This window comes from Aeromonas sp. QDB62, assembly GCF_027705695.1.
Classification (GTDB): domain Bacteria; phylum Pseudomonadota; class Gammaproteobacteria; order Enterobacterales; family Aeromonadaceae; genus Aeromonas; species Aeromonas allosaccharophila.
Genome location: NZ_JAPDCD010000021.1, coordinates 1 through 15,688 on the forward strand (window position 1 = coordinate 1; position 15,688 = coordinate 15,688).

General features: G+C 61.2%; 12 protein-coding genes and 1 pseudogene. 4 read left to right on the forward strand and 9 right to left on the reverse strand.

What is annotated here, in order from left to right:
* Positions 1-120: 120 nt before the first annotated feature.
* The 3 genes from OKC27_RS11890 to OKC27_RS11900 are packed head-to-tail and all read right to left on the reverse strand — an operon-like array spanning position 121 to position 3,600.
* A complete protein-coding gene (locus OKC27_RS11890) occupies positions 121-690 on the reverse strand; it encodes a PqiC family protein (RefSeq protein ID WP_270806286.1) in 570 nt (189 codons plus the stop codon).
* Positions 687-2,336 (reverse strand): intermembrane transport protein PqiB, encoded by a 1,650-nt coding sequence (pqiB, locus tag OKC27_RS11895; RefSeq protein ID WP_270806287.1) that lies wholly within the window; start codon positions 2,334-2,336, stop codon positions 687-689. Before pqiB ends, OKC27_RS11890 begins: the two co-directional genes overlap by 4 nt.
* On the reverse strand, positions 2,329-3,600 hold the full coding sequence (locus OKC27_RS11900; RefSeq protein WP_213391962.1) for a PqiA/YebS family transporter subunit: 1,272 nt from the start codon (positions 3,598-3,600) through the stop codon (positions 2,329-2,331). The genes pqiB and OKC27_RS11900 overlap by 8 nt, the downstream gene beginning before the upstream one ends.
* A gap of 177 nt (positions 3,601-3,777) precedes the next feature.
* Between OKC27_RS11900 and hfq the strand changes: the two genes are divergently transcribed.
* Positions 3,778-4,137 carry an RNA chaperone Hfq gene (hfq, locus tag OKC27_RS11905; protein WP_005335772.1) on the forward strand — a complete coding sequence of 120 codons (360 nt, stop codon included), beginning with the start codon at positions 3,778-3,780 and terminating at the stop codon, positions 4,135-4,137.
* 132 nt (positions 4,138-4,269) lie between these two features.
* Here hfq and OKC27_RS11910 read toward each other — a convergent pair whose 3' ends face one another.
* The 6 genes from OKC27_RS11910 to OKC27_RS11935 all read right to left on the reverse strand — a co-directional run bounded on the left by OKC27_RS11910 (position 4,270) and on the right by OKC27_RS11935 (position 11,818).
* On the reverse strand, positions 4,270-4,860 hold the full coding sequence (locus OKC27_RS11910; RefSeq protein ID WP_270806288.1) for an HAD family hydrolase: 591 nt from the start codon (positions 4,858-4,860) through the stop codon (positions 4,270-4,272).
* A 66-nt stretch (positions 4,861-4,926) separates the two neighbouring features.
* Positions 4,927-6,030 (reverse strand): EAL and HDOD domain-containing protein, encoded by a 1,104-nt coding sequence (locus OKC27_RS11915; protein ID WP_270806289.1) that lies wholly within the window; start codon positions 6,028-6,030, stop codon positions 4,927-4,929.
* A 5-nt stretch (positions 6,031-6,035) separates the two neighbouring features.
* Positions 6,036-7,676, reverse strand: a complete 1,641-nt coding sequence (locus OKC27_RS11920) for a sensor domain-containing diguanylate cyclase (protein WP_270806290.1) — start codon at positions 7,674-7,676, stop codon at positions 6,036-6,038.
* A gap of 256 nt (positions 7,677-7,932) precedes the next feature.
* A complete protein-coding gene (locus tag OKC27_RS11925) occupies positions 7,933-9,969 on the reverse strand; it encodes an exoribonuclease II (RefSeq protein WP_270806291.1) in 2,037 nt (678 codons plus the stop codon).
* Positions 9,970-10,069: 100 nt separating this feature from the next.
* Entirely contained in the window at positions 10,070-10,969 is a 900-nt protein-coding gene (locus OKC27_RS11930) for a LysR family transcriptional regulator ArgP (protein WP_042656383.1), read from the reverse strand.
* Between the two features lie 198 nt (positions 10,970-11,167).
* Positions 11,168-11,818, reverse strand: coding sequence for an acyl-homoserine-lactone synthase (locus OKC27_RS11935; RefSeq protein WP_270806292.1), 651 nt, complete (start codon positions 11,816-11,818; stop codon positions 11,168-11,170).
* A gap of 62 nt (positions 11,819-11,880) precedes the next feature.
* Between OKC27_RS11935 and OKC27_RS11940 the strand changes: the two genes are divergently transcribed.
* From OKC27_RS11940 to OKC27_RS11950, 3 genes and pseudogenes are all read left to right on the forward strand, one after another.
* Positions 11,881-12,663 (forward strand): LuxR family transcriptional regulator, encoded by a 783-nt coding sequence (locus OKC27_RS11940; RefSeq protein ID WP_042656381.1) that lies wholly within the window; start codon positions 11,881-11,883, stop codon positions 12,661-12,663.
* 208 nt (positions 12,664-12,871) lie between these two features.
* The gene (gene lysE, locus OKC27_RS11945) at positions 12,872-13,480 is read left to right on the forward strand and encodes an L-lysine exporter (RefSeq protein ID WP_270806324.1); all 609 of its coding nucleotides are present in this window, start codon (positions 12,872-12,874) and stop codon (positions 13,478-13,480) included.
* A 134-nt stretch (positions 13,481-13,614) separates the two neighbouring features.
* Positions 13,615-15,588 (forward strand): annotated as a pseudogene (locus tag OKC27_RS11950) (bifunctional 2',3'-cyclic-nucleotide 2'-phosphodiesterase/3'-nucleotidase).
* Positions 15,589-15,688 lie beyond the last annotated feature (100 nt).

Consider the following 15,688-nt stretch of genomic DNA (forward strand, 5'->3'; position numbering starts at 1 on the left):
CCAAGGCCCCAGAGGTATAGTGTGAAAAAAGCCAATAAAAACAATGCCAGTCAGGCTTAACTGACTGGCATTACGCCAGCTGGCGTCGTTTTTTTAGCTCTGCAATTGGGGAATTGCCGGTTAGCGGGCGCTCTGGCGCACCTCGGCGGCGATCTGGTCGAGCAGCTGTTGCCAGCCCTGACCTAGTTCGTTCACCAGCGCGTTGTAGCCATCGGCCGGCAGTACCCGCTCCTGACGGAAGGGGGCATCACGCAGCACGGTGCCATCCTCCGCCAGCAGGCGCCAGCGCCCACTCAACACGGCGCTGCCGTCATGACGGCCCTGAAAGCGTTCCACCAGAATGGTCAGCACCGGCCCCTTGCGGGCGCCATCCTGCCGTACCACCCAGCCCGGCAGGCGGGTGGAGAGGCCATTGAGGGTGAGCTGGTTGAGCTGATCGTCCAGCGCACCGGCCCAGCGATGGTACTCGGTGAAGTGCAGCTCTTGCCCTTCCAGCTGATAGACCAGACTGATCCGGTCGAGCTGGCTGGCCAGCGCCACCGGGCGCAGCACCAGCTGGTGCTGCGGTTGGGCCGGTGCCGTCACGGATTGCTGGCTGTCGGCATCGAGCGAGTAGTAGTGCAGGCTTGGCTGGCTGCTGCACCCCGCCAGCAGGCCCAACAGGGCCAGCGTCAGGATCTCTTTTTTCATTGTTTGCCTCGCTTGGGCTCAGGGTCCGATGGATGCGCGCGATCGAAGATCAGCGAGCTGGGCTGCTCGTTGAGGGAGTGCACCAGCGGCTGCAGTTCGCGCATCAACTGATTGAGGGTCTGCACCGACTGACGCAGGTCCTGATTGGTCTGCGACTGGGCATCATAGGCCTGCAAGGTCTCCTGCAACTGCTTGAGGCTCTCGTTGAGCGAGGCCGGCAGCTGCTGGGTGGCGTCCTTGGCGGTGAGCTTGTTCAGGTTGGCGCTGACTGCACTGATGTTCTTCAGGGTGCCATCCAGGGTGGTGAGTGACCCGTTGACCTTGGTCAGGGTGGTCGCCATGTCCATGTCGACAAACTTGTCGAGGATGAGGTTCACCTTGCGCTCGATCTGATCCAGCCCGCCCTGCACGGTGGGGAAGACCTGATAACCGGCCAGTTTGGCCTGCTCGAAGCGCGGCGCGTCCGGATAGAAGTTGAGGTCGATGATCTTGCCGCCGGTCAGCAGGCTCGAGGTCTTGAGGCTGGCACGCAACCCCTCCTTGAACTGCTTGCCGAACAGGGCACGCCACTGATCCTTCTCCGCCTTGGCAAAGCGGTGGGAGAGGCGCTGCACTTCGATGCGGGCCAGTACCGGGATCTGGCGGTTCTGGAAGATGCGAACCCCCTTCTCCTCGATCATGTAGGGCGCCGAGATGACGGTACCGACCCGGATGCCGCGGTACTGCACGGCGGCGCCCGGGTGCAGGCCAGCCACGTTGTCATCGAACAGGAAGACGTAGTCGATGAACTGATCCAGGCTACCGGCCAGCACGCTCGCCTCATCCTGGAACAGGGTGAAATCGTCGTTCTGCTTGACCGGATCACCCGGTGCCCAGCCGGCAGGCAGGCCCATGGTGATACCGCCGTCGATCAGGCTCTCCAGCGAATCCATCTTCACCTTCATCCCCTCGCTGCTCATGGAGACTTCGAAGCCCGGGGTCATCCAGAAGCGGGAGTTGCTGCTCACCAGAATGTCATAGGGGGCCTTGATGAAGATTTGATACTGCATCTCGCTCTTTTCTGGCAGGAACTTCGCCTCTTCCACCTGGCCGATGGTGAAGCCCTGATAGTTGATGGGGGAGCCTTCCCCCAGTGCGCGTGTGTCGCGACTGCTGAGGGTGAGGCGCAGCCCCTTGGCATCCAGCGAGGCGAGCGGCGGCTTGTCCAGCATGGCGTACTCGTCCTTCGCCCGCCCTTTCTTGCCGGGGGCGAGCTCGATATAGGCGCCGGAGAGCAGGGTACTGAGGCCGGAGATCCCTTCACGACCAACCCGGGGTTTGACCACCCAGAACTGGCTGTCACCGCGCAGCATACCGGAGGCGGCGTTGTTCAACCGCCCCTTCAGTACCGCGTGACTGTAGTCTTCGCTCAGCTCGACGGCCTCGATGCGGCCGACGTCCACTTCGCGGGAGCGGATAACTGTTTTGCCGGCAACGATGCCCTCGGCGGTGGCAACTGTCAGGGTGAAGCTCGGGCCCTGGGAGTACCAGTGCTGGAACAGCATCCAGATGCCAATGCACAGCGCCAGCAGGGGCACCATCCAGATTGCGGCGGCAGAGCTCAGAAAATCAGAGCCCGGTTTCCACCTTTTTTTACGCTCACTCACGTTCGCGTTCTCCTTGTTGTAAATCCCAGATCAGGCGGGAGTCGAAACTCATGGCGGCGACCATGGTGATCAGCACCACACCTGCAAATGCGACGGCCGCAGGGCCGGGGTAGATGGTCATCAGATTGTCGAGCCGGATCAGGCCCGCCAGAATGGCCACCACGAAGACGTCGATCATCGACCAGCGTCCGACAAATTCGGTCATGCGATAGAGTTTGAGCTTGCCGAGGGGGGAGGTGACATTGCCGCGCTGCACCATATAGCAAAGCCAGAATAGCGCCAGTATTTTCACCAGCGGCACCACCACACTGGCGAAAAAGATCACCGCCGCGATGGGGTAGGAGCCCATGGCCCACAGCAGCACCACGCCACCAAGGATGGTGGAGGGGCTGTCATCGCCGAGGAACACCGTATCCATGATGGGATAGAGGTTGGCGGGCACATAGAGAATGGCGGAGGTAAACAGCAGCGCCCAGGTACGGTTCAGGCCGCCCGGCTTGCGCGCATGCAGGTAACCGCCACAACGGGAGCAGCTGTGGCTGTCCACCTCGCTCAGGGCCCCACAGATGTGGCAGCCCACCAGACCGGATTCCAGAGCTCCCGCATCCGGATCGATCTCACGCGGTGCGGTGGGGCCGAACAGCCGCTGCCACAGCCACATCTGATCCAGCGAAGAGATCATCTTGATGAGCAGCACCGTGTAGCCGACGAAGGCCCAGAACGACAGCCCCATCTTGATGTCGGCCATCCCCATCAGTTTGACCAGAGAGATGAGTACCCCCACCAGAAAGACATCCACCATCAGCCAGGGTTTGATCCGGCAGAGCAGGCGGCCGAGGGAGCGCAGGGCATTGCTGTGCAGATCTTTATCGACCCGCCACAGCACCAGCATGATGGAGCCCATGTAGACCAGCGGCAGGCCGATCAGGGTCAGGCTCAGCACCGCGCCGAGAAACAGATAGCCCTCATCCACCAGGGTAGTGATGCTCTGCAGAAAGGTCATCTCCTGGCCTATCCCTTTGGCCGAGAAGGACATAAAGGTAAAGGCATTGGCCAGCACGAACATGATGAGTGCCGCGAAACCGTAGGCGATCGGCCGCAACTCCTGCTGCGGCAGGTGGCGACTCAGGGTGTGTCCGCAACGGGGACAGCAGCTGGCCTGCCCTACCTCGAGCGGTGTGGCCGGTATCAGCAGATCACACTCTTCGCAGGCAGTGGCATCATGGACATAGGTGGTGTGGTGTTGGTGTGAAGCCGGATGCAAGATAAAACCCCAGATAAGGCCCGTGGTGGAGCCAGAGCTGGCGATTATCGCAGTTGTACTGGTCAGCGACCAGCCCCCGGAGGCCGCTATTGCTGGCGGGAGTGAGAATGACTTTGACAAGCCAGTGCCCATTTAGCACAATCAAACGCCACTTTTTTTTCCGCGGGACAATAATTTATGACAACTGAATCCCCAAGCTACTCCACCATCGAGCAAGCCTTCTCCCTCGGGAACGGGCAAGATTCTGCCCTCAACTGGTTGCGCAAGAACCGCAGTCAGGTCGCTATTTTTCTGGTGAGCGGCATCAAGCTGGAAGGCACCATCAGCGGGTTCGACCAGTACAGCGTGCTGCTGACCGATGCCCATGGTAACCAGCAGCTGGTCTACAAGGCCAAGATCTCCACGATTGCCATGCACACCGGCCGTCCGCAGGTGAATATCCAGCGCGCGCGCAAGCCGCGTGTCTCCATGGCGCCGCGCCCCCACGGTGCGCCGGGTCGTTATGATGACAATCAGGGCGGCGGCAACAACGAGTAATCGTCTGCCCCGCACTCCCCGTTGACGCGCCCTGCGTCAGCGGTTGACGGAGCCCGCTCTCATTGTCATTCATGTCCCGTATGAGAGCCGGTTCCGGTTATCGCCCCTTGCAGGGCGATATTTTTTTCCGCACTACTCCGCTATACCGACCGGTTTCCCCTCTTTGACCATGCAGGTCTGCATACCCGCAGCTTTCCCTGCCTGTACCCCGATGCCGGTATCTTCAAACACCAGACAGCCTGACGGCTCGATGCCCAGCTTGCGGGCGACCAGCAGGAAGGTATCCGGATTGGGCTTGTGCTGCTCCACATCGTCGGCGGTGACCACCACGGAGAAGTAGCGATCCAGCCCGGTATTGCGCAACACCGCTTCGGCGTTGACGCGGGGCGAGCCGGTGCCGATCCCCATCGGGATGACGCCGTGATAGCGCTCGACCAGTGCCTGCATGGCGGGAAAGACGGTCGCCTTGTGCAGGTTAGCCACATAGTGGGCGGTCTTGCAGCGGGTTACTTCGACGGGGTCGAGGGGGATCTGCTGCTCCTGTGCCACCAGCAGGGCAATCTTGCGGCTCGGCATGCCGCCCAGTTCATAGAACCAGTCGGCATCGAAGTGAAAGCCAAACTCGCGGGCGGTGTGCTCCCAGGCCGCGAGGTGCAGCGGCATGGAGTCGACCAGGGTGCCATCAAGGTCAAAGACCAGGCCTTGGAATCCGGAAAGAGTCATGGTGCGGGTGAGCCTCTGGCAAAAAGGGACCCCATTCTAGCCAGTGACTCACCGTCCTGCCATCTCCTAACTGGTGAGAAACGCTTGCCCCCACATTTGCGCCTGAAAATAGACGGGGGTGAGTCTGCTCGGGTCTAGCTGATATTTGGGGGCAAGCTGCTCCAGCAGCGCCCAGTTGCCCTGTTCATAGGTGCTGACCAGCTGGAACAGGTGAAACAGCGGCCCTTCATGCAGCTCGATGGCCCGTTTCACACTCTTGGGCAGGTGGGCCATCAGAGGGGCAGAGAGCATGGAGCCGTCGAGGACCAGCCCGACCAGAAAGGCCCAGCTTGCCTCCGCCTTGCCCAGCGCGGTGAGGGCAATCAGCTCGCAGAAGCGCGCGCGGGCGATGGCCATGCGGGTGCAGGCCTCCGGCATATGCTGGCTTACCCGGGTCAGCCCGTTGATCAACACAAACTTGCGGATCTCCTGCTCCCCCAGATAGGAGAGGGCGCGGGGCACCGAGGTGATGGGGCTGGCATGATCGAAGCCCGGGGCGTTGACATAGGTGAGCAGCTGGCCGGGCAGCGAGGCATCCTGCTCCAGCAGGCGGGCCACCTGGGCGAAGGAGAACTCCTCGTGGCAGATAAGCTGGAGGATCTGCTGTACCAGCGCCATGTCGGGCTGGTTGGTCCGCTGATTGACCAGTTCCGGGCGGGCGAGAAAACCGCCAGCAAAGAAGTCGACCCCGGCCTCTCGCAGCGGGAGAAAATCCTCCCAGGTTGCGATATCCAGCGCCATCCGCTTGTGCTCGGTGGGCTGGCAGATCCCCTCTTCACCCATCCAGAACACCAGCAGTCTGCTGGCGCCGAACCAGCGTGGATCGCGGTTGGCGCCGTGTACCGCCAGTCTGCGCCGACTGTCACGCCACTGCTCCAGCACCGGAAACGAGCCGGGCAGCCGTTCGCTCGACGCCTCAACCAGCGGGATCACATCTTGATCAAACAGCAGCGGGCGCTGCTCATCGAGCTGTTCGTGGGTGAACGGCACCAGATACTGACGCCCCTGCGCCAGCAGGCGGCAATGTTGCGCCAGTGAGGGCCATTCGGCCGGTGAGCTGAGTTGATAGTCGATGCCGTTGGCCACCAGAGCCAGGCGACGATTGAAGATGGGATAACGACGCAACAGCATGGAGATCACCGATAGGCCAGAGTGCGGGCCCTCCCTTGTGACTTGGCGTGGTAGAGCGCCTGGTCAGCCTGTTCGGTCAGGGTCTGCCATGCCTCGTCCGGAGAGGGAACCAGATAGCTAAATCCTATGCTAACCGTAATGAAATCAGCAACCCGCGAGGCGGGATGGGGCAGTTTTAAGCGGGCCAGTCCATCGTGGATCCGTCCGGCTAGCTGTTCGGCCTCACCGGGTTGGGGCGCGCAGAGCAGAACGACGAACTCCTCCCCGCCGTAACGGGCCACCAGATTGGTGCTGCGCCGCTCCGCATCCCGCAGCACATGGGCCACCTGTTGCAGGCAAACATCCCCCTTGGCGTGGCCGAAGTGGTCGTTGTAGGCCTTGAATTCGTCGACATCGATCATCAGCACAGCCAGCAGGTTCTGGGTGCGCCGTGCCCACTCCCACTCCCGCTGCATGGTGATGTCCCACTGGCGCCGGTTGGCGATGCCGGTGAGGGGATCCTCCAGCGACAGCAGGGAGAGGCGCCGGTTGGCCTCCTCCAGCGCCCGGTTGGTCTCGGCCAGTTGCATGGTGCGCTCGGTGACTCGCGCTTCGAGCTGGCGATTAAGGGTTTCCAGCTGCTCCTGGGTGCGCTGGCGGATCAACAGTTGTGACAGGATGGCGGCGTACTGCTTGAAGATCTCGCTCTGATAGGCCTTGAGCGGTCGGTGCCAGAGCAGGTTGTCGGCGGCGATCCAGCCGATGGGGATGGTGCCATCCCACAGCGACACCATGGCGTTCCAGCCACGGCCTACCTGCTGCTTCTCGTAGTAGAGCGGGGTATCTTCCAGCACCAGCACGTAGTCTTTGCGCCTGAGCGCCTCCTGTACCGTGGGGTGATCCGGGATGGGGCTGATGAACCCATGTTCGTCGACCAGATCACCCTCTTCGCTGGTGCCCCAGGTGCCGCGCATGGTCTTGCCATCGGGCTCGATCAGGAAGATGGCGACCCGGTCGAACTGCAGCTCCTTGCGGGCCAGCAGCACGGCGTCCCGCAGCAGCTCGTTTTCGCTGCGGCTGCGGGAGAGGGTGACGCTGACCATGTGCAGCGCCTGCAACATATTGAGGAAGGAGCCCTGCAGCGCCTGACTCTGCACCAGATCGGTCTGGGTATGGAGCCGTTGATCCCGCTCCTGATCCACCTGGCAGGAGAGCAGGTGATTGCTCAGTTCGGCTGTCAGATAGTGAATAAGCAGCTGGATGCCCTGACGCTGGCGAGAGGAGAGGCGGTCAATGCGGCGGTGGGTCTCCAGATAGATGACCCCTTCCAGTTTCATGTGCCGTTTGAGGGGGAAGCAGGCGCGCAGCCGTTGCTGGGCTGGCTCGACATTTTCACCGGCGTCCGGCGGCTGGTAGATCTGCTCGATCACCAGTTGCCCCTTGCCCATCGCCTTGTCGATCAGATGGTGGGGCAAGGTCAGCTGTTCGAGATGAGCGGGAGCCAGTCTGGTCAGCCCCTGATCGAGCTGAAAGCTGTAGAGCTGCGGTTCGGGGGCTTTCAGCCAGAGGTAAAGGCGTTCGGCATCGGTTTTTTCACGGATGGTGGCGAGGCTCACTTCGCATAACTGAGCGAAGTTGGTGAAGTGTTCCGGGTCCCATTCCTGCATACCAATATCCCTTGGGGTGTACCCAAGCGAGTATATAGTTATTTCTCTTTGATTAATATGTCAGAAAGGAGAGGTAGCGCACATAACGGTTGCATTCAGTGCAGCTCCTAGAAACATTCACTGAGTTCTCCGCCTATCGCGGTGAAAACCGTGTCCCGTGGCGGTGGTTTTGGCCGCTGGCTGGGCAGGATGCGGAGCAAAAAAGAGAGCCCGCACGATGGCGGGCTCACGGGCAGATCAGATGACTCTGCGCGGTTTATTCTGCCTTGGGGGCAGCGTCCGCAGGCGTTTCACTGCTATCGGCTGGCGCACTCTCGGCTACCGGCGCTTCCGGTACCGGACCCGGTACCAGGGCGACCGCCGGCTTGGCGATGAGGGAGCGGGTCTCTTCCACCGCTTCGCTCAGCTTGACCTCGATGATCTGGCCCAGCTCATAGACCACTTCGGTCTTGTCCAGATAGACGCGGCCGTTGTCCCAGTTGCACTCCAGCCGATCCTTGTTGTCGAGGATATGACGGGCAGGCATGAAGACTACTGCGCCGTTCTCCTGCAGACGCAGCTTGAGACCGGCACGCATCACGTCGATGATCTCGGCGTTGAACAGCTGATCGGTGCCCGCGGCGGCTTTCAGGTAACGGACATAGAGCCAGTCACCGATGTCGCGCTCCACCATGCGGTGCAGGCGGCGGCAGGCGGTCAGATGCTCGGTGAGCTCCTGACTCGGACGCTCGCCCGGGGTCTTGCCGGCGATGACCGCTTTGAGCAGACGATGGTTGACCATGTCGCCGTATTTGCGAATAGGGGAGGTCCAGGTGGCGTAGGCATCCAGACCCAGGCCGTAGTGGGCGCCCGGTTCGGAGGACATCAGCGCATAGCTCTGGAAGCGGCGGATCTTGCCATCCAGCCAGCGGGTGTCGAGGTTGTCTATCCAGCGGCGCAGGGCGCAGAAGCCGGTCAGGCTGGCGATCTCGTCGCGCTCGAACGGGGCCTCGGCGCTTTTCAGCAGATCGATGGCGCCGTCGAGGGACTCTTCGTCAAAGCCGGTATGCACGTTGAAGATGCCGTAACCGACGCTCTTGCCCAGTACGCGACCGGCGCAGATGTTGGCGGCGATCATCGACTCTTCCACCATGCGGTTGGCGATGCGGCGCGGCTCGACGTGGATGGCCAGCACTTCGCCATTTTCGCCCAGCTCGAAGTCGTAGTCCGGGCGATCCGGGAACACCAGCGCGTGCTTGGTGCGCCATGCGATACGCGCTTCGGTCATCGCCTTCATCAGCGGCAGCTGGGCCAGCACGCCAGCATCGATGGTCAGCGCCTTGCCGTGTTCGGCCCAGTCGGAGACGTCGTCATAGCTGAGGCGGGCGTGGGAGCAGATGCGGGCGGCGAAGAACTCGGTCTCCTCCATCAGCAGGCCATCTTCGGCGATATGCAGACGGGCGCACAGGGTGTTGCGCTCCTCGCCCTCTTTCAGGGAGCAGAGCTCGTCGGAGAGGGTGCGCGGGATCATCGGCACGTTGCGGCCCGGCATGTAGACGGTAAAGGCGCGCTGGGCGGCCTCTTTGTCCAGCTCGCTCCCTTCTGCCACATAGGAGGTCGGGTCGGCGATAGCGACCAGCAGCTCCCAGCCGTTATCCAGCTTGCGGATTGCCAAGGCGTCATCCATATCCTTGGTCTTGGCCCCGTCGATGGTGAAGAAGGGGACATCGGTCAGATCGGTGCGTGGCAGCTCCTCTTCCTCGATGACCTTCCACTCCGGCAAGTCAGCCGGTTCGATCTGGGCCAGATTGTGGCGCGCCAGCACCACCCACCAGGGCACATTGTGATCTTCCTGGGCGGCGATCTTCTGGATGATCTCGGCAGAGAAGTTGCCGTCAACCAGCGCATGGCGCTTGAGGGTAGCCACCACCCAGTCACCTTCCTTGAACTCTTTCTCATCCAGACCCTTCTTGACGCGGGCCTTGATGGCATCCTTGATCAGCGGATGGTCGGCCACCACGTTGAGGCGGTCGCGGAACATCTTGACCCGGGCCACGAAGCGGGTAACGGACTGCTCCAGCAGGGTATCCGGCTCGGCCACTTCCTTCTCTTTTTCGGTGCGGATCAGGGCGGTCACCCGGTCACCGTGCATCACCTTCTTCATGTAGGGAGGCGGCACGAAATAGCTGGTCTTCTCATCGACTTCCAGAAAGCCGAAGCCCCGGTCCGAGGCGCGGATCACACCCTCTTTCTTCGGGATGTTTTCGCGGATTTGTTGCTTGAGCTGGGCCAGCAGCGGATTGTCTTGGAACATAAGTGAGGAACCTGAAGTGGAAAACCTGGGTGGAGACCTGATGAAGGATCGCCCAGCACTATACGTTTTTACCCCTCCAAAGCCAAGGTGAATGGCCTGCTCAGCGTGGTTTCAACTGCGATCTGGCGTGGTCAATGAGCCGCAGGGAGAGCTGTTTGTGCACCCCTTTTTCCAGTACCCAGCGGTGCCAGTAGAGTCGTTCCATCAAGATGTGGTCGGGGCTGAGGTTGACCAGTGTTCCGGCTTGCAGCTGGCTTCTTATCTGCAATTCGGGGATCAGACAGTAGGCCAGCCCCTGCTCGGCCATGGCGACGAAGGCTTCTGACGAGTGGACGGTATGGCAGGGATAACCGCCGGGCTCCAGCCCGAAGTGGCGGCGCATGAAGCTGATATGCATATCATCGCGCTGATCGAACGCCACCGCCGGGGTCCTGGCCAGCGCCTCCCGGGTGAGACCGTGTGGAAAGTGGCGCGCCACGAAGGCGGGGCTGGCGGTGAGCAGGTAGTTCATCTCCCCCAGCTCGTCGACGCAGCAACCCGCCAGCGGCCGGGGCTGCAGGCTGACCGCGCCAAACGCCTGACCCTCGCGCACCTTGTCGAGGGTGCGGCTCTCGTCATCGACCAGCAGGTTGAGTTCGATGGGGTGCAGTTCCAGCAGCGGGGCGATGGCGGGCAGGAACCAGGTGGCCAGGCTGTCAGCGTTGACGGCGATACTGATCCGGATCGGTCCCTGCGGCTCGTCGGGGGTCAGATCCCCCGCCAGTTCGAGCTCGAGCTGGTGTACCTGACGATAGTGGGCCAGCAGTTTCTGGCCGAGAGGGGTGGCTTGCAGCGGCTGGCTGCGAATGAGCAGCGGCTCGGCAAACTGCTGCTCCAGCTGCTTGATCCGCTGGGAGATGGCCGACTGGGTGATATGGAGCGACTTGGCCGCCCGATCGAAGTTTTGCTCCTGCAGCACCGCATCCAGTGCCCGCAGCAGTTTGTAATCCAGCTCTTTCATGCCATCCCTCCCGTTGTATCAGGGCTGACTCTACGTCAGCCGGGCCGGGACAACAATGGTGGCTGAAACGGGGGCTGCGCTGTGATTTTTGACAGTAGTGGTCAGGCCACTGAGGGAGGATACTCTCTGGTGCCGCATGGGGTAGCCCTGCGGGATCATAGCGATCTGTTTATCCCGGGTCTGTTTTCCCGGGATTTTTTATGAGTGGACTGCCAGCGCCAGTGACGGCTGCTGCAGTGGATAATGGCTGGTTTGATAATGGCCCAGCAGAGGTTGGGAGACCGCCTGCGCGAAGCGTTCATCCAGGTGGAAGCGGATGCCAACGCCCCGCACCGCGCCCAGATCGACCGCCTGACGGTGGCCGAGTCGTTCGATGGGCAGGCCGAGGCGGCGGAAGATGCGCTCCACCGGCAGGCTGACGACGGCGACCAGTTCGCGGATCCCGTGGGCCTGGGCGAAGGCATGAACCTCGCGGAAGATGACACAAGTGAGTTCGCTGACGCCATTGCTCATGCGCGGAGCGCGCTGGGTATCGATAGCCAAACGGGTCAGTTCCCAGACATCGGGGCTGCGTGGTGCGCGTTCACCGGCAAGGGCGGTGGGGAAGATGGTGGGCAGCATATAGGCATCGGCACAGTTGAGCAGCCGGATGCAGCCACACACGCCTTGCTCGTCTTCGATCAGCACCCAGTGGGTGTCTGGCGTGTCAAAGCTGTCGCGCTCCAGACCGCGATGTGACTCCACATCCCAGCCGAGCCGGTCGGAAAAGACGCGATTTCGAAAGCGATAGAGTTCATTTTCCACCTCATTTCGTGGGTGTTCTCTCAATTTTCCTTTGAAAACCAACATTTTGGACCCTCTATCTTGCTATTCGCCGTTATAATCACATGTCTGGCCAAGGGGGCTTTCATATGAACAGAGACCAACTGCTTGAGTACCTCGAACATTTCACTTCGGTGACAGATGGCAATTGTCTGGCCGAACTGATTGGTCGCTTTACGCTCGGGATGGGCTACGACTACTACCGCTTTGCCCTGATCCTGCCGATGTCGATGCAAAGGCCCAAGGTGGTGCTGTTCAACCGCTGCCCCGACTCCTGGGTGCAGGCCTATACCGAGAACAACATGCTGGCGTGCGATCCGGTGATCCAGCTGGCGCGCAAGCAGACGCTGCCCATCTACTGGAATCGCCTCGATGAGCGAGCCAGCTTTCTGCAAGAGGGGAGCATGGATGTGATGGGGTTGGCAGCCGAGTTCGGGTTGCGCAACGGCATCTCCTTCCCCCTGCACGGCGCAGCCGGGGAGAACGGCATTCTCTCCTTCATCACGGCCGAGCGGGCCTCGAGCGATCTGCTGCTGGAGTCCTCGCCGATCCTCTCCTGGATGTCCAATTACATCTTTGATGCGGCCATTCGGGTGGTGCGGTTCAGCATGATGGACAGTGTGGGCAAAGAGCCCCTGACCGAGCGCGAGACCGAGTGTCTGTTCTGGGCAAGTGAAGGGAAGACCTCCAGCGAGATCGCCTGCATCCTCGGGATCACCGAGCGCACGGTCAATTACCACCTCAATCAGGTCACCCGCAAAACCGGCTCCATGAACCGCTATCAGGCCATTGCCAAGGGCGTTGGCACCGGGCTGTTGTTACCCAATCTGGAGCAGGTTGTGGTCACCAACTTCCCCAGCGTGCTGCAGTAGGCCGGAGCCCGACAGACACAACCGATTCTCCTGCCGGACTCCGAGGGTCACAATTGTCAGATCCGGTAATTGACAAGGGATTGAATAGCGGATGGCTGTGGCGGCCATCATTAGCAAAATGAATCAATCAGTAAATCAACGCATTTCTCTGGATGCTTCCCCCTCGCTATAGTGCCGTTCATTCATCACTTCGGACGGTACTCTCATGCTGCTCGCTACGACGTTGCAAGGCTTCACCATTGGCCTTGCCATGATCATCCCCATCGGTGCCCAGAATGCCTTTGTGCTGAGCCGGGGCATCCATCGCAATCACCATCTGCTGAGCGCCACGCTCTGCAGCGGCTGCGATCTCGTCCTGATTGCCATCGGCGTATTTGGCGGAGCCAATCTGCTGGCCGCCAGCCCCCTCGGCATGGCGCTGCTCACCTGGGGCGGGGTGCTGTTTCTCAGCTGGTTTGGCGGCCGCTCCCTGCTCAGCGCTTGGCGCGGTAAGGGGGAGGGGTTGGCCGACTCAGCCCGGCTGATGGGAGCCAAAAGTGTGCTGGCGATGACGCTGGGGGTCACGCTGCTCAACCCGCACGTCTATCTCGATACCCTGATGCTGCTCGGATCCTTGGGTAGTCAGGTAAATGAGTCCCTGCGTCCGGCCTTCGCGGCAGGCGCCATGCTGGCCTCGCTGGTGTGGTTCTACTCGCTGGCGCTGGGGGCGGCGGCACTGGCACCCTGGTTGGCACGTAGCCGGGTGCAGCGGGGGATCGACCTGCTGGTCGGCATCATCATGCTGACGCTGGCACTGCAACTTGCCCTGGGGGGGTAGCAGGGGGCCGGGCATTGTGCTGCCCGGTTTCATAAAAATTAATCAAGACGCCAGTTTGTGGCATATTCTCCGGTGAAATTTTCCATCCTTGTGACTTGCTAGATAAAAATAAGGAAAATCCAGTGAATAGAACCATGAAGCTGGGCGTCATTGCCTCCATCATGCTGCTGTCTGCCTGTGGCGCAGAAAAGCAGGAGCAGCCCGGTGCCGTCTCGCTGCTGCTGATCCAGACCTCCGATATCCACTCCAATGTGCTGGGCTATGACTACTACCAGAACAAGGAGGATCGCAAATTCGGTCTCTCCCGCACCGCCCTGCTGATCCGCGCCGCGCGCGCCGAGAACCCCAACAACCTGCTGCTGGACAACGGTGACCTGATCTAGGGCTCGCCGCTGGCGGACTACATTTTCGAGCAATCGGGTGCCGGCTACCTCGACAAGCAGGCCCATCCCGCCATCAGGGCTCTGAATGAGCTGGGTTATGACGTGGGCAACCTCGGCAACCACGAATTCAACTACGGCCTCGATTATCTGGGCAAGATCCTTAAAGGGGCCAACTTCCCCTACGTCAACGCCAACGTGTTTGAGGGGGATGCCTTCAAGCGCGATAGCAATGGCAAGATCGACTGGAGCGGCAACAAGTTCACCCCCTATCTGCTGCTGGAGCGTCAGGTGAAGGATGACAAGGGCCAGCCGCAGACCGTCAAGGTCGGTGTTCTGGGGCTGACGCCGCCGCAGGTGCTGCAGTGGGACAAGCGTCATCTGGAAGGCAAGGTGGTGGTGGCCGACATGGTCGAAACCGCCAACCACTATGTGCCCGAACTGCGCGCCAAGGGGGCCGACGTGGTGGTGGTGGTCGCTCACTCCGGCATCAATGCCGGCAGCTACGAAGCCATGATGGAGAACGCGGCCTGGCATCTGGCCAAGGTCGAGGGGATCGATGCCCTGATGCTGGGCCATGCCCACAAGAACTTCCCTGGCGACTTCCCGGATCTGCCGTTGGTGGATAATCAGGCGGGCACCCTGAACGGAATTCCCACCGTGATGCCGGGCTTCTGGGGTAACCATCTGGGGATCATCGATCTCAAGCTGGAGCAGGTGGCTGGCAAGTGGCAGGTGAAGCAGAGCCAATCAGCCTTGCGCCAGATCGATTCCAGCGAAGGAAGCAAGGTAGACGAGCAGGTAGTGGCACTGGTCAAGGCGGATCACGACGCGACCAACCAGTGGCTGGATCGCCCGCTTGGCAAGATCACCTCCTCCATCCACAGCTTCTTTGCGCTGGTGCAGGATGACCCCTCGGTGCAGCTGGTGAGCGATGCCCAGCGCCAGCATGCCGAGCAGTTGCAAAAGGATGGCCTGCTCAAGGAGTCCTATCCGATCCTCTCCGCCGCCGCCCCGTTCCGTGGCGGTCGCAACGGCATTACCGATTTCACCTATGTGACGGCGGGTGATATCTCCCTGCGCAACGTCTCCGACCTCTACATCTACCCGAACACCCTGCAGGTGGTCGAGGTGAGCGGCGCCACCGTCAAGGAGTGGCTGGAGATGAGTGCCGGTCAGTTCAACTGGGTGGATCCGGCCAAGGGCGAGGTGCAATGGCTGGTGAACGAGAAGTTCCCCACCTACAACTTCGATGTGATCGACGGAGTGAACTACGAGGTGGATATCACCCAGCCCGCCCGTTACAACAAGGAGGGGGAGAAGGTGAGCGAGGGTCAGCGGATCAGCAACCTGACCTTCAACGGCCAGCCCATCGATCCGGCCCAGAAGTTCTATGTGGTGACCAACAACTACCGCGCCAGCGGGGGCGGCCACTTCCCGGGTGTGGATGGCAGCAATATCGTGCATGAAGATCCCTTCGAGACGCGCGAAATCGTCGCCCAATATCTGAAATCCCGTTCCGCCAGCAATCCGCAAGGATTCAGCCCGGCTGCCGACAACAACTGGCACATGAAGGCGCTGCCTGCCGGGGTGGATGTCCGTCTCTACTCATCACCCCGTGAAGAGGCCAAGGCGCTGGCAGGCAAGGATCTGGCCTATCAGTCCACCTTGCCGATGGATGACGAGAAGCACCCGGGCTACGCCATCTACCGTCTGGTTCGCCAGTAACTAGCCGATGGCCGGATGGTGTGTCCGGCCCGCAGAAACGCAAATGCCAGTCCGTTCACGTGGACTGGCATTTTTTTGCGCCGGGTTCGGCGGGCGCTGG

Bases quoted from the DNA above. Each gene is read 5' to 3' on its own strand.
- OKC27_RS11890 (WP_270806286.1), bottom strand. From the start codon at position 690: ATGAAAAAAGAGATCCTGACGCTGGCCCTGTTGGGCCTGCTGGCGGGG.
- hfq (WP_005335772.1), top strand. From the start codon at position 3,778: ATGACAACTGAATCCCCAAGCTACTCCACCATCGAGCAAGCCTTCTCC.
- OKC27_RS11910 (WP_270806288.1), bottom strand. From the start codon at position 4,860: ATGACTCTTTCCGGATTCCAAGGCCTGGTCTTTGACCTTGATGGCACC.
- OKC27_RS11915 (WP_270806289.1), bottom strand. From the start codon at position 6,030: ATGCTGTTGCGTCGTTATCCCATCTTCAATCGTCGCCTGGCTCTGGTG.
- OKC27_RS11920 (WP_270806290.1), bottom strand. From the start codon at position 7,676: ATGCAGGAATGGGACCCGGAACACTTCACCAACTTCGCTCAGTTATGC.
- OKC27_RS11925 (WP_270806291.1), bottom strand. From the start codon at position 9,969: ATGTTCCAAGACAATCCGCTGCTGGCCCAGCTCAAGCAACAAATCCGC.
- OKC27_RS11930 (WP_042656383.1), bottom strand. From the start codon at position 10,969: ATGAAAGAGCTGGATTACAAACTGCTGCGGGCACTGGATGCGGTGCTG.
- OKC27_RS11935 (WP_270806292.1), bottom strand. From the start codon at position 11,818: ATGTTGGTTTTCAAAGGAAAATTGAGAGAACACCCACGAAATGAGGTG.
- OKC27_RS11940 (WP_042656381.1), top strand. From the start codon at position 11,881: ATGAACAGAGACCAACTGCTTGAGTACCTCGAACATTTCACTTCGGTG.